General features: G+C 34.2%; 8 protein-coding genes. 7 read left to right on the top strand and 1 reads right to left on the bottom strand.

Annotated elements, in window-relative coordinates:
• Nucleotides 1-10: 10 nt before the first annotated feature.
• Nucleotides 11-2,881, bottom strand: coding sequence for a triple tyrosine motif-containing protein (locus BUC29_RS01830; RefSeq protein WP_073412815.1), 2,871 nt, complete (start codon nt 2,879-2,881; stop codon nt 11-13).
• Nucleotides 2,882-3,226: 345 nt separating this feature from the next.
• Here BUC29_RS01830 and BUC29_RS01825 point away from each other — a divergent pair, with 345 nt between their 5' ends.
• The 7 genes from BUC29_RS01825 to BUC29_RS01795 all read left to right on the top strand — a co-directional run bounded on the left by BUC29_RS01825 (nt 3,227) and on the right by BUC29_RS01795 (nt 15,203).
• Nucleotides 3,227-6,337: a SusC/RagA family TonB-linked outer membrane protein gene (locus BUC29_RS01825; protein ID WP_073412814.1), complete on the top strand. Its 3,111-nt coding sequence runs from the start codon at nt 3,227-3,229 to the stop codon at nt 6,335-6,337.
• Between the two features lie 13 nt (nt 6,338-6,350).
• A complete protein-coding gene (locus tag BUC29_RS01820; RefSeq protein WP_073412812.1) occupies nt 6,351-7,862 on the top strand; it encodes a RagB/SusD family nutrient uptake outer membrane protein in 1,512 nt (503 codons plus the stop codon).
• A gap of 32 nt (nt 7,863-7,894) precedes the next feature.
• Entirely contained in the window at nt 7,895-8,770 is an 876-nt protein-coding gene (locus BUC29_RS01815; RefSeq protein WP_139260381.1) for a hypothetical protein, read from the top strand.
• Nucleotides 8,771-8,910: 140 nt separating this feature from the next.
• Nucleotides 8,911-10,365: a glycoside hydrolase family 30 protein gene (locus BUC29_RS01810; RefSeq protein ID WP_073412808.1), complete on the top strand. Its 1,455-nt coding sequence runs from the start codon at nt 8,911-8,913 to the stop codon at nt 10,363-10,365.
• 87 nt (nt 10,366-10,452) lie between these two features.
• Nucleotides 10,453-11,919 (top strand): glycoside hydrolase family 30 protein, encoded by a 1,467-nt coding sequence (locus BUC29_RS01805; protein ID WP_073412806.1) that lies wholly within the window; start codon nt 10,453-10,455, stop codon nt 11,917-11,919.
• Between the two features lie 26 nt (nt 11,920-11,945).
• A complete protein-coding gene (locus BUC29_RS01800) occupies nt 11,946-13,418 on the top strand; it encodes a glycoside hydrolase family 30 protein (RefSeq protein WP_073412804.1) in 1,473 nt (490 codons plus the stop codon).
• A gap of 12 nt (nt 13,419-13,430) precedes the next feature.
• Nucleotides 13,431-15,203: a cellulase family glycosylhydrolase gene (locus BUC29_RS01795; protein WP_244160737.1), complete on the top strand. Its 1,773-nt coding sequence runs from the start codon at nt 13,431-13,433 to the stop codon at nt 15,201-15,203.
• The last annotated feature ends 3 nt before the right edge of the window (nt 15,204-15,206 follow it).

Genomic DNA, 15,206 nt, shown 5'->3' with positions numbered 1-15,206 from the left:
GGCTTTTTTATTAAATACTCATTAAGAAACCAATCAGGTTTTCTTTTTTATTTAAACCAAGTTTTTTTCTTAAACGATAACGGGCAAGTTCAACTCCTCCTGTTGATATGTTCATAATCTCTGCAATTTCTTTGGTTGACATATTCATTAATAAATATGTCGATAAATCAAGTTCGCGGGGTGAAATGGTTGGAAATTTCTCTTTTAAACGTTTCAAAAATTCAAAATGGACGTTCTTGATGTGTTTTTCCAAATCTTTCCAGCTTTTGTCTGTATTTACCTCTTTTACAATGCTTTTATTAAGTTTGCTGACCTGAAACTTTGTTGAATCATCGAGTGCATCAATATCAATTTCTTTTAGCTTGTGGATAATTCCATTTAAGATTTTGTTTTTCTTTACAACTTGTAAAGAGTTGTTTACTAGTTCTTTGTCTTTTGCAAGAATCTTTATTTGAAGTTTGTCATTTTTAAGTTTTTCGATTTCTTTTTCTAAATCGTATTGTTCTTGTCTTATTTTAGATTCTTTTTCAAGATAAAGTCTTCTTTGTTCGATTGTTTCATAATATTTGTTTTTTCTAATTTTCATTTTAATTCGATTAGAAATTACATAGATTGCGACAATTAATAATACAAAATACAGCATCAGAGCAAGGAAATGTCTGTACCATGGCGGAGAAACCGTAAAAGAAATTGTTGAAGGCTCAGACTGTACTCCGTAACTATTTCTAACCTTTACTTTCATCACGTAGTCGCCTTCCCGAAGGTTTGTATATTCTTTAATCGAAATTGTTGACCAGTTACTCCATTTATCATCAAAAGGTTCTAATTGATATGAAAACTGAACATTTTCGAGGTTTTCATAAGTTGGAGATGAAAACGTAAAGCGTACATGATTTGAGGAATACGGAATACGGATGTTTTCAGTTTTACTTTGATTATTTCCAAAAATAATAGTGTCGCCGGGAAATGAAAAACTTCGAATAAAGGCTTTTGGTTTTGTTACAAAGTTATTGAGCAATTCAGAGTCGTAATGCGCCAAACCATCTGTTAAACCAATAAATATGTTTTTAGAATCAATTGTGTTTACAGACAGGTAATTGCTTACCAAATTTCCGGTAAGATTAGAAAACGGAGCAACAATATTTTTATAAGTATTATTTTTTTTCATTAAAACACCCAAAGATTCATCATATGCATACCATAAATTTGATTGAGAATCTTCGCTCAAAGCGTTAATTACAGGTATATTTTTGAATAATTTGGTCATGTTTTTGTCCTCATAAAATATTTCCTGCTCAATCGAATATTTGTAGAAATGATTGTGGGTTTGAAAATATATTTTTCCGTCAATTTTTTGAATACTTCCTATGTTTTTAAACTCGGGAACCAAACGGTCAATTTTTTTTATGCTTGAAAATCGCGATAAATCTTCGCTCAAAGACATTTTGTATATAGATTCATCTTTTTTAAGCCATAAATAAGATTGGTCTAGTTCAAAACTATTAGATGATTTATCAAATCCGGCAACCTGATTTTTAAATGTGAGTCCGTTTGGAGTTTTTTGAAAAATAGCAAATCCGTCGTAATTTGAACCAATAAAAAATCCCGGATGATTTGGTATTTTCTTAAATCCAAAATATCCTTTTGAATCTATAATTTTAACAACGCTTCCTCCTTTTATAGCAAGTGCACCTCTGTTGTTGGCACAAATTAGCTCATTATCAATTACTTGTACGTTCCATGACTGAGCTGTTGTACCTTCTACAAGTTTAAAAACATCTTCTTTAAAGCTGTTATTCCAGGCATGATAAAATACCCCCTGGTTTGTTGCTACATACAAATTACCTTGATGGATAACAGATGCATAAACTGTACTAATATCGTAGCTAAACCCAAAATAAGTAAATGGGGAGCTTTCGTTAACGAAAGTAATACCATTATCAAGTCCAAGCCACAAATTGTTTTTATTATCTATAAATGAAGTTAAAACAGTATTGTTCTGCAGACCTTTCTTTCTGTTGATATGCTGAATTATTTTTCCATCAAAATCACAGATCGCAATTCCATCTAATACAGAATTCAGTACTATAAATTTGTTATTTATAATTACCCCTCCAAGAGAGTTGTTTCTTTTTACAAAATTGTTGGCTTCGGTATTCCAGGCTTTTACCGTGTTATTTTCATAAATAAACAACCCTTTTTCTAAAGTAATAATTAAGGTTTTGTTTTTGCCGAGAGAATACATTGCCCAGATTTCGGTATTGTTTAGGCTTGTTGTATTAGGAAGAGAATATAGTTTTCCATTTTTATATTCTAAAATCCCTTTTTCGACATCTTGAAAATAAAGTCTGTTATTTACAGTAAATGAAAATTGAAAACGTTTTGGCGCTTTTAATATCGATAATTTTCCATTTGTAAAAATATAAGCCCTTGCAAATGATTGAAAAATCGTCTGATTGTTAAAAGAATGAATTTTCCAGATAAAATCAATGATTTTGATTTTATTCTTATCAACTTTTTTGGCTAATGATGTGTATTGCAGTTTTCCTTTATTATCCGGTTGAAAATATCCGAATTCGTTATATCCTCCAACAAAGATCTTTCCAGATTTATCAATTTTTAAACATCTTACAGAGGTTAAATTTGGGAGTGGGTATTTTCTCCATGAAGAGCCATCAAACTGTAAAAGCCCATTATTATTGGCAAAATAGAGATTTCCGTTTTTATCCTGATCGATATTCCAGTTTTGAGTTCCTCCTTTATATTCATTTCGCTTGTAATTTCTTACATCCGGTAATCCAATATTTTTTACCTGACCAAAAAAAGAAATTGTGAATAATGTAAAAAAAGTAATATAAAAATATGATTTTGCTAATTTCATTAATTATTCGGATTTTTTTGTTTTTTAGTAGCTAATTAGTTTATTTATAGGTATTTGTGAATTTATTTCCTCTACTATCACGTTGTAGAAAAGCATTTCGTTCATAAAAATAAACAATCTTATATAATTGTAGTGTTTATTTTTGTAATTAACATTTTGATAACATCTTATTTTTTATTTTTAAAATATTATAAATCAAATTATTAAAAAAAAAATGATGTGTTTTTGTAATGTATAAAATTTTGATTTGATGTGTTTTTGTAGTGAAAATTAAATGCTGATAGTAAAAAAATAACATTATTATTGCATCAAATTACTAATTAATTAACCAAAATTTTTAGAAAAATGAAATTAACAAAATTACTTATTTTTTGTGTTTCGTCTTTGTTATTCTCGGTTATAGCAGTGGCTCAGGATGTCACGGTAAATGGAATGATAAACGATGAGAGTGGAATGCCGGTTCCGGGTGCAACTGTTTTACTGAAAGGTACAACAAAGTCGACGGCGTCAGATTTTGACGGGAAATTCCAAATTCAAGTGCCTTCAAACGGAGTTTTGACAGTTACTTTTATAGGATATGCTACGGTTACTGAGGCTGTAAACGGGCGTTCAAAAATTACTATTCAATTAAAACCAGAATCACAATCATTAAATGAGGTTGTAGTAGTTGGTTACGGAACTCAAAAGAAAGCAGTAGTTACGGGTGCAATTTCTAGTGTAAAAGCTGCAGATTTAGAGAAAGTGCCAAATGGTAGAGTTGAACAAGCATTACAAGGTCGTGTTGCGGGTGTAACTATTGCTTCAAGTTCAGGTCAGCCAGGTGCAGGATCTACAATTCGTGTACGTGGTATAACAACTTTCGGTGATGGTGGAAATAACCCGCTTTGGGTTGTTGACGGTAACGTTGTTGATGCCGGTGGAATTGGTTTCTTAAACCAGTCAGATATTGAGTCTATCGAGGTTCTTAAAGACGCTGCTTCTGCTGCAATCTACGGTACTCGTGCTGCAACAGGGGTTATTTTAGTTACTACTAAAAAAGGTAAAGCAGGTAAAATTACAGTAAACTATAATGGTTTTGCAGGTGTATCTTCTCCAGCAAAAAAATTAGATTTATTGAATGCTACTGAGTATGCTACTATAATGAACGAAAAATCAGTTGCTGACGGAGGAGGAATTTTATATTCTAATCCAGCTGCATTTGGAAAAGGAACAAACTGGCAGGATGCTATCTTTAATGACAGCGCTTTCAGATACACTCACGAATTAAGTATTAGTGGTGGTGGAGAATTTTCTACATTCTATGCTTCTTTTGGTATTCAGGATCAAGAAGGTATTGTTGCTACAGAAATTTCTAACTATACAAAAAAGAATTTCCGTTTAAACTCTACTCATAAAATTTCTAAATATTTCACATTCGGACAAACTTTTGGATACACAAGACAAAAAACTGTTGGAATTGGAAATACAAACAGTGAGTTTGGAGGTCCTTTAAGTTCTGCTATCAACCTTGATCCATTAACTCCGCTAGTAGTTACTGATCCTGCTGTTGCAAACGCTGCACCTTACTCTACAAACCCTGTAGTTCGTGATGCAAACGGAAATCCTTACGGAATTTCCAGCGTAGTTGGTCAGGAGATGACAAACCCATTAGGATACATCCAAACAAGATTAGGAAGATATGGATGGTCTGATGATTTCGTAGGTAATGCTTATTTAGAAGCTGCTATTACTCCACATTTAAAAGTTAGATCTACACTTGGAGGTAAACTTGCTTACTGGGGAGACCAAGGATTTACTCCTGTTTATTTCTTAAGTGCAAACGTTAATGTTCTTAAAAACAGTTATTACCAAAATAACAACAAATCATTCAACTGGAACATTGAAAACGTTCTTACTTATTCTAACAAATTTGGAGATCACAACTTTAGCGTTTTAGCTGGTCAGGGATCTTATGTTGATAATATTGGTGGATATGTTGGAGCTACAATGTTTGGATTACCTATTACAAGCTATAAAGATGCTTCTTTCAAATTTGATATTCCACAAGCAGACAGAAACAGTGCTACAGATGATTTCGTTCAGCATAAAGTAACATCTTTATTCGGTCGTTTAAATTACGATTATATGGAGAAATATCTTGTAACTGGAGTTATTCGTCGTGATGGATCTACTCGTTTCGGAGAAAATCATAAATTCGGGGTTTTCCCTTCATTCTCTTTAGGATGGGTTGTTTCAAAAGAAGGTTTCTGGAAAGAAAATAACGCAGTAAATTCATTAAAAATTAGAGGAGGTTACGGAGTTGTGGGTAACGACCAGGTGGCTGATTTTAGATATATTTCATTAGTATCTGGAGGTTACAACTATTCATTCGGAAATACAGGTGCTATCACAACAGGTTATGCTAACGTAACTCTTGATAACCCTGATTTGAAATGGGAAGAAACTTCTCAAACAAGTATTGGTCTTGATGCAAGAATATTTAATGATTTCAATTTAACATTAGATTTCTACAAAAAGAAAACAACAGGTATCTTAAGACCAGTTGTAATTCCTGGATATGTTGGGGTTGCTGAGCAGCCATGGGCAAACGTTGCTGATATGAACAACAGCGGTATTGAATTTGAATTAGGATGGAAGAAAAAATTAGGTGATTTTAATGTAGGTGTAAACGGAAACGTTGCTTACTTGAAAAATGAAATTACTTACGTAGGTAAAGATAATCAATTCATTATTGGAGATGCTTCTTTCCAATCTATGGGACCTGTTACGAGAACTCAGGTTGGTCACTCATACAATGAGTTCTACGGATATAAAACAGCAGGAATTTTCCAAAACCAAGCTGAAATCAATGCTTATACAAATGCAGCTGGAGGTTTAATCCAGCCAAATGCAAAACCAGGGGATTTCCGTTGGGTTGACAGCAATGGTGACGGATCTATTTCTGATGATGACAAACAATTCTTAGGAACAAGTATTCCTAAATATACTTTCGGTTTAACATTAAACTTAGATTACAAAGGATTTGATTTTATGACATTCATTCAGGGTGCTGCTGGAAGTAAAATCTTCCAAGGATTACGCAGATTAGATATCTTGAATGCTAACTATCAAACAGAAGCTTTAGGTCGTTGGACAGGAGAAGGTACTTCAAATGATTACCCAAGATTAGCTAATAATGATAGTAATGGTAACTTCAGCAAAATGTCTGATTTTTATTTAGAAAGCGGTGATTATGCTCGTTTGAAAATCGTTCAGGTTGGATATACTCTTCCAGTTGATCTTTCTTCTAAAATTGGAGCAGACAGAATTCGTTTCTACTTAACTGGTGAGAACTTATACACTATCACTAAATACACAGGATATGATCCGGAAATTGGAGGTCAGGTATTTGGTGTAGACAGAGGTGTTTATCCACAAGCGAGAACTTTCATGCTTGGAGCGAACGTACAATTTTAATAATTAAAGAATCATGAAAAATAAATTTAAATATATATACGCTGTTGTAGCTTTGGCTGCTTTAGGAGGATCTTGTTCTGAAGATTTCGTAAGCGTTGACCCAAAAGGATCTTTCTTATCAACTAGTTATTATAAAGATGAACAACAAGCTACATCTGCTCTTGTTGGGGTTTACGATCCATTGAGAAAAAATACTGGTGGTTTTGAGAATATGGTTGCCATGATGAATGCTGGTTCTGATGATTTCTATGCTGGCGGAGGTGGAGCTTCAGACGGTCAGGGAATTCAAAATTTCTCAACTCACTCATTAACTTCATTAATCATTCCGGGAAGTTTCTGGAATGACCACTACCAAGGGATTTACAGAGCAAACGTTTTGTTGTCAAAAATGGATGGAGTTAATATGTCAGATGCTTTAAAAGTTAGATTCACAGGAGAAGCTAAAGCATTAAGAGCATTATACTATTTCAACTTAGTTAGAATGTTTAAGAATATTCCATTAATCCTGGAGCCTCTTACAACATCTACAATGTTAAATGTTGAACAAGCAGCTCCGACTGCAATTTATGCTCAAATCGAAAAAGATTTAGTTGAAGCTATTCCAGCTTTACCAACCAGTGTAGATGCTGCTACAGGATCTGGTCGTTTAACTAGAGGTGCTGCGCAGGCAATTCTTGGAAAAGTATATTTGTATGATGGGAAAAATGCAGAAGCAGCTGCAATCCTTGCTCAGGTAAACGGTACTCCAGGACAGCCAAATCAATATGGAAATCACTTATTAGCAGATTTCGATGATTTATGGGTTGTAGCTAATAAATTTAATGCTGAATCACTTCTTGAAGTATCGCATACAAGTGCAGGAAACTCTGACTGGGGATTCTGGGGTTCTGGAAGAGATGAAGGAAACTCTTTAAACGTAATGGTTGGACCTAGAGGTTATTCTAGACCTGCAAATTCTACTGCTGCAGATCTTCCATCAGGATGGAGTTTTAGTGTTCCTACACAAAAACTTTATGATGCAATGAAGAATGATCCAAGATTTGATGCAACTATTTTCGACTTAAAAGCTTTAAAAGCGGCTGGAAAAGCAGATTATATTCCTGGTTACCAAGACACAGGTTATTTCTTGAATAAATTTTTACCAAGAAAAACAGATGTACGTACAGGTGGTGGAGCTGCTGAGTTGAATTACAAACAAAACTCATATGTTATCAGATTAGCAGATACTTATTTATTAGAAGCTGAAGCACTAGGTGCTACTGGTGCTAGAGCTCAGGCATTATTAGATGCTGTAAGAGCTAGAGTTGGTCTTCCTTCTGTTCCTGTAACATTAGCAGCAATTAAAAATGAAAGAAGAATGGAGCTTGCCGGAGAAGGACACAGATTCTTTGACTTAGTAAGATGGGGAGATGCAGCTGCAGCATTATCTGACAGAGGATTTAATGCAGGTACTGATGAAATTTTCCCAATTCCTTATGTAGAATTAACAGGGACTAAATTGAAACAGAACCCTAACTACCAATAAAAAAACAACTATCTAACCAAAAACCAAAAAAAATGAACCTAAGTATAATTTTAAAAAGAAGTGCTTACCTAATGCTTGCAATAGCATTAGGTACGCTTACTGGCTGCGATGATGATCCGGCTAATAACGGTTTAACAGCTACAAATGTTGATGCTGCGTTTACAATTACTCCTGTGGCAGGGAAAGTGAATACTTATCTTTTAACTGCTCAGGAAAATGGAGTTATTTCATCTAAATGGGACATAGGATATGGATCATATATGGGTAAAATGACAGAAGAAATTGTTTTACCAGATGCTGGTACTTATACTGTAACACATACAGCTATTGCTGCTGGAGGTGCTACAGCTAAAGTTTCTCATGATATTGTAGTTGCAACTTCTGACCCTGCTAAACCTAATTTAGTAAAAGGAGGATTTTTCAATAATGCAGCTGATATAGCTCAATGGTCATCAACAAAATTAAGTACTACTGGTGCTGCATTTTGGTCATTTAATAATGGAACAGCAACAATTCACTCTCCAGGCGGATGGGCACAAGAAGGAATTTATCAGGCAATTGATGTTGTTAAAGATAAAGAATATACAATCGATATGTTAGTTTCTTGTCCAAGTGGATCTGATGAAACATGGTTTGAAGTATATGCTGGTAAATCTGCACCTAAAGACGGCGTTGAATATAAAGACAACAAAGTAATGGGTCTGAGCACTTGGGATGGCTGTGCAAAAGCAGCTTTTACAGGAAGGCTTTCTTCTGTTGGCTGTGTTAAAAATGACGCTACTGCTTCTGTTTCTAATGTTGTGAAATTTGATACTACAGGAAAAATTTATTTAGTAATTCGTTCTGGTGGTAACAATTTTACAAAAGATGGAATTACTGTTAGCAGAATTGAAATGAGAGGAAAATAAAAGTTTAAGTTAAGTTTAAGTTTGGTTGTAAATAGCCCATAATCACTATGAGTATGGGCTATTTTTAAATCCTTACGCAGTCAGAAAATGAGTTTCTGAAAAAAACTTCTTTTTAGAATTAAAAAAATAAGGAAAATAGAATGAAAAAAAATACTTTAAAATTTCTATGCTTTTTGTTTACAGTATCGGCTCTTGCCCAGCAGACAAAAGCAAAGAAAGAATTTACAACCAACGGAAAAAAAATTACGGTTTATACAACCGCTGAAAATACAAACCTAAGATTAACATCAACAGATAATTTGTCTTTTTCAGCATCAAAACAACCTCTTGAAACGGAGATTTCTGTTTTTGTAGAACCGACGAAAAAGTTTCAAACCTTTATGGGGATTGGCGGCGCCATAACTGATGCGAGTGCCGAAATTTTTGCTAAACTTTCAAAAGAAAAACAAACAGAATTCTTAAATGCCTACTACGATAAACAAAAAGGAATTGGCTATTCTTTGCTAAGAACCACGATACAGAGCTCTGATTTTAGCAGTGGAAGCTACTCTTATATCAAAGAAGGTGATAAAGAATTAAAAACGTTTTCTATTGATCATGATAGACAATTTCGTATTCCGTTAATTAAGCAGGCAATCCAGACTGCCGGAGGAAAATTATTAACATATGCAGCGCCTTGGTCTCCAAATGCTTTTATGAAAAGCAACGGAAACGTATTAAAAGGCGGAACATTATTACCGGAATACTATCAAACCTGGGCAAATTTTTATGTGAAGTTTATAAAAGAATATGAGAAAGAAGGAATTCCGATTTGGGGAACTTCAACTCAAAATGAACCAATGGCGGTTCAAACTTGGGAATCTTGTATTTATACAGCTGAAGCTGAAAGAGATTTTATTAAAAACTTCCTTGGGCCAACTTTGAAAAAAGAAAAACTTGGAGATAAAAAAATCATCGTTTGGGATCACAATCGTGACTTAATGAATTACAGAGCAAACGTAATTTATTCTGATCCTGAAGCTGCAAAATACGTTTGGGGAATGGGTTTTCACTGGTATGAAAACTGGTCAGGCGGAGACTCCATGTTTGATAATGTTGCCAAAGTAAATGAAGCATATCCAGACAAAAAACTTTTGTTTACAGAAGGCTGTGTTGAAAAATTCGATGCTGCAAAATATCAGTTTTGGGGCAACGGAGAAAGATATGGAATCTCTATGATTAACGATTTCAATAACGGAACTGTTGGATGGACAGACTGGAATATCTTGTTAGATCAAAACGGGGGGCCAAATCATGTTGGAAATTTCTGTTTTGCACCAATTCATGCCGATACTACAACAGGAGAATTAATTTACACGCCATCATATTATTACATAGGGCATTTTTCAAAATTTATTCGTTTAAATGCTAAAAGAGTTAGTACTGCAGTAAGCAGAAGCGGTTTGTTAAGTACATCATTTTTAAATACAGATGGTACTATGGCGACAATTGTAATGAATAAAACAGACAAAGAAATTACATATAATTTGATAATAGCAACGGAAAAAACTGTAGTTAAAATTCCTGCTCATGCTATTCAAACGCTTGTTTATTAATATTTTTTGAGTTAACAGAAGAGGGCTGGCTTGAATCATCCAATTCAGCCCTCAATTTTTAATTTGAAATGCTTTTTTGAAGTAACAATGAAAACCATCAATAGAATCTTATTAGTTTCAATAATAATCTTGCAAGTAAGTTGTTCAACATCAAAAACTGCAAACGGATCAGCTGTTTCTGCATCCAAAAACAACAAAATTACGGTTTATACTACAGCCGAAAATACCAATTTGAGATTATCAGTATCAGATAATTTAATTTCAAATCCTTCATCACAACAAACAAAATCAACGGTTTCAATTACTTTAGATACCGAAAAAACAGATCAGACTTTTTTAGGAATTGGCGGCGCCATTACAGATGCAAGTGCAGAAGTTTTTGCCAAATTATCTCCAAAAAAACAGCAGGAATTTTTAACTGCTTATTACGACAAAAATAAAGGAATAGGGTATACTCTTGCCAGAACAAATATTCACAGCTGTGATTTCAGCAGTGACAGTTACACTTATGTAGCCGAAGGTGATAAAGATTTAAAAACCTTCAACATTGATCACGATCGAAAATATAGAATTCCATTAATTAAAAGCGCAATTGAAACTGCCGGCGGGAAATTAACTTTATTTGTTAGTCCATGGAGTCCCCCAGCTTTCATGAAAGACAATAATGATATTTTGCACGGCGGCGTTTTGTTGCCAGAATTTGCTCAGTCATGGGCAAACTACTATGTCAAATTTATAAGAGCTTATGAAAAAGAAGGAATTCCGGTTTGGGGATTAACGATTCAAAATGAGCCAATGGCAAAACAAAGATGGGAATCTTGCATATATACTCCGGAAGCAGAAAGAGATTTCCTGAAAAACTTCCTGGGACCAACTTTAGAAAAAGAAGGATTAAGTTCTAAAAATGTAATTATCTGGGATCACAATCGCGGTGATATGTTAACCAAAAGAGCAAATCTTGTTTTCTCTGACCCTGCAGTTTCAAAATACGCATGGGGAATTGGATTTCACTGGTATGAAACATGGAACGGTGGAACACCGAAATTCGAAGCAGTTGGTGAAGTTCACAAAGCTTTTCCAAATAAAAATTTACTTTTTACAGAAGGCTGTATCGAAAAATTTGATGCTTCAAGATTTCAGTTTTGGGGAAATGCAGAAAGATACGGACTTAACATGATCAACGATTTCAATAATGGAACAGTTGGCTGGACAGACTGGAACATTCTTCTGGATCAAAACGGAGGACCAAATCATGTTGGAAATTTCTGTTTTGCACCAATCCATGCAGACACTATAAAAGACGAATTGATTTACACACCGATGTATTATTACATTGGACATTTCTCAAAATTTATTCAGCCAAAAGCAAAAAGAATATTTGAGACAATTAGCGATAAAAAATTAATAAGCACATCTTTTAAAAACTCTGATGGCAAAGTAATTGCAATTGTAATGAACCAATCAGATGATGAGATTGTTTACACAATAAAAAACCACGATTCACAAAATACTATAACTATCCCGGCACATGCTATACAAACAATCGTATACTAACCGCCTAACCTAAAAAACTATTAAAAATGAAACTAAACATTAAAAACACTATAAAAATATTGTTCTTTTCAGCAGCAATATTTTCTCAGGCAGGATGTTCAACTTCAAATGATACAGTAGATCCTGTAGTAAATCCGCCAGTTGTAAACCCTCCGGTTGTGGTAACAAACGATGTTGATTTTTGGTTGACAAAAGGTGACCAAAGTGTATTATTAGGAAAACAAACCGGAACTCTTGGGTTTGGTACAAATGTCAATAATTATGCAAATATAGAAGTTAATGAATCTCAAAAATATCAAACTATTGATGGTTTTGGATACACATTAACAGGTGGAAGTGCTGATGTAATTAATAAATTAACAGCTGCTAAAAAAAGTGCACTTTTACAAGAATTATTTGGTACAGGTGCTAATTCAATTGGAGTTAGTTATTTAAGAATCAGTATTGGAGCATCAGATTTAAATGCTGAACCGTTTACTTATGATGATCTTGCAGCAGGAGAAACAGATTTAACTTTAGCAAAATTCAGTTTAGACAAAGACAAAGCTGGAGTAATTGCGCTTTTAAAAGAAATTCTTGCAATCAATCCTAAAATTTTAATTCTGGCTACACCTTGGTCAGCACCACTTTGGATGAAAGACAAAGACAGTTTTGTTGGAGGAAAATTACAAACACAATATTATGATGTTTACGCTAAATATTTTGTAAAATACATTCAGCAGATGAAGGCTGAAGGAATTACAATTGATGCAGTAACGCCGCAAAACGAACCTTTGCATGACGGAAATAACCCAAGTATGTATATGTCTGCATTAGAACAGGCAAACTTCATTAAAAACAATTTAGGACCGGCTTTTAAAGCGGCAAATCTTAATGTAAAAATTATTGCTTACGATCACAATTGCGATAATCCAAATTATCCAAAAGCAATTTTGGCCGATGCCGATGCTTTTCCATTTGTAGACGGATCTGCCTTTCACTTGTATGCAGGAGATATTAGTGCGTTAAGTAATGTTTACAATTCGTATCCAACTAAAAATGTATATTTCACAGAACAATGGACATCTTCAGCAGGTGATTTTGGAGGAGATTTAAAATGGCATGTTCGAAATGTAATTGTTGGTTCTATGCGAAATTATAGCAAAAATGCATTAGAATGGAATTTAGCTAATGACGGAGCTTTTCAGCCTCACACAAATGGCGGCTGCTCAATGTGTAAAGGTGCCCTGACAGTAACATCAAGCGAAAGTTTTCAGCGCAATGTAGCATATTACATTATCGCACATGCATCAAAATTTGTTCCCGCAGGATCTGTTAGAATTTCTAGTACGTCAAGCGGAAGTTTACAAAATGTTGCTTTTATTACGCCTTCGGGATCAAAAGTATTAGTAGTAGTTAATGACTCGTCAACTGCAGAAATTTTCAATATAAAGTTCAATAACAAATGGGTTACTACATCTTTAGATGCAGGATCTGTTGGAACTTATACATGGAAATAAAACTAACCGGAAATGAAAAATTTTCAAATGAAAAAAGTAGTATTAGCATTGCAGCTTTTATTTTCGTTTACAGTTTTCGGCCAGGGTTTTTTACATAGAGACGGACAAAAAATTGTTGATGGAAATGGAAATAACATTATTCTAAGGGGTCTTGGTCTTGGCGGATGGATGGTTCAGGAAGGATATATGCTGCAAACACAGCCCTTTGCAAGTCCGCAATATCAAATAAAACAAAAAATTCAGGACGTTGTTGGTGAACAAGGAACGAAAGAATTTTATGCGGCATATAAAGCAAATGGAATCACAAAAAGAGACGTTGATTCGTTAGCAAAATGGGGATTCAATTCGATTCGTCTTCCAATGCATTATAACCTTTATACTCCGCCAATTGAGCAGGAAAAAAATGGTGAAATCACTTGGATTGATGAAGGTTTTACCATGACTGATAATTTGCTGAAATGGTGTGAAGCAAACAAAATCTACCTAATTTTAGATTTACACGCAGCACCGGGCGGACAAGGAAACGACGCTGCAATTTCTGATTATGATACCACAAAACCATCATTATGGCAAAGTGAAGCCAATCAGAAAAAAATGATCGCTTTATGGAAAAAACTGGCTTCTCGCTACAGAGACAGTCAGTGGATTGGCGGTTATGATATTATCAACGAACCAAACTGGGGTTTTACCGGATCAAATAAAAATGGCTGCGACGAAAATTCAAACGGACCTTTAAGAGATTTAATGGTTGCTGTTACCAAAGCAATTCGCGAAGTCGACACCAATCACTTAGTAATTATCGAAGGGAATTGCTGGGGGAATAATTACAATGGCGTTTTTCCGTTATGGGATGAAAACATGGCGTTGAGTTTTCATAAATACTGGAATCATAACGACAAAGAATCAATCCAGAAAATGCTGGATTACAGAACACAATATAACGTTCCGATTTGGTTAGGAGAAAGCGGCGAAAATTCAAATGTTTGGTTTAAAGATGCTTTGACTTTAGTAGAAACCAACAATATTGGATGGGCATTTTGGCCAATGAAAAAAATCGAAAATATTGCGGGTGTAACTTCGGTAACCAAAATTCCGGAATATGATGTTTTATTGAAATACTGGAAAGATGGCGGAGCAAAACCATCACCAGAATTTTCGAAAAAAGCATTAATGAAAATGGCTGACAACTATAAAACGCAAAACGTAACTGTTAAGCCAGACGTAATCGATGCGATGTTTAGACAAGTACAGACAAACGATACAAAAGCATATAAAAATCATGTAATTCCCGGAAAAATTATCGCAACGCAATATGATTTAGGAACAAACGGATTTGCTTATTCTGATAAAGATTTCGTGAATTACAGAGTTGCAACGGGAACTTTTGATCAATGGAATAAAGGAAACGTAATGCGCAACGACGGAGTTGATATTCTGCCTTGTAAAGATGCCGGATCAAATGGTTATCAGGTTTCCTTTATCGAAGATGGAGAATGGCTTCAATTTACTTCTCAGGTAAAAAAAGAAAATAAATACAACGTGGCAATTCGTTACTCAAGCGAAAGTGCAGAAGGACAACTTCATTTAGAAACTTCAAATGGAGAAAAATCAAAAACAATAACATTGCCTGCAACTGGCGGAAATGATAAATGGAAAACGATTATTTTATCTGATGTTGAATTAAAATCAGGAGAAAATAAAATAAAAGTAGTTTTTGATAAAGGAGGATTCAATTTGAATTATTTAGATTTTTTGAACGGTAAAAAAAGTGTTTCTAAAAAATAATAA

It is taken from the genome of Flavobacterium defluvii (assembly GCF_900129555.1).
GTDB classification, from domain to species: Bacteria; Bacteroidota; Bacteroidia; order Flavobacteriales; family Flavobacteriaceae; genus Flavobacterium; species Flavobacterium defluvii.
This window is presented reverse-complemented; position numbering and strand designations above follow the sequence as displayed.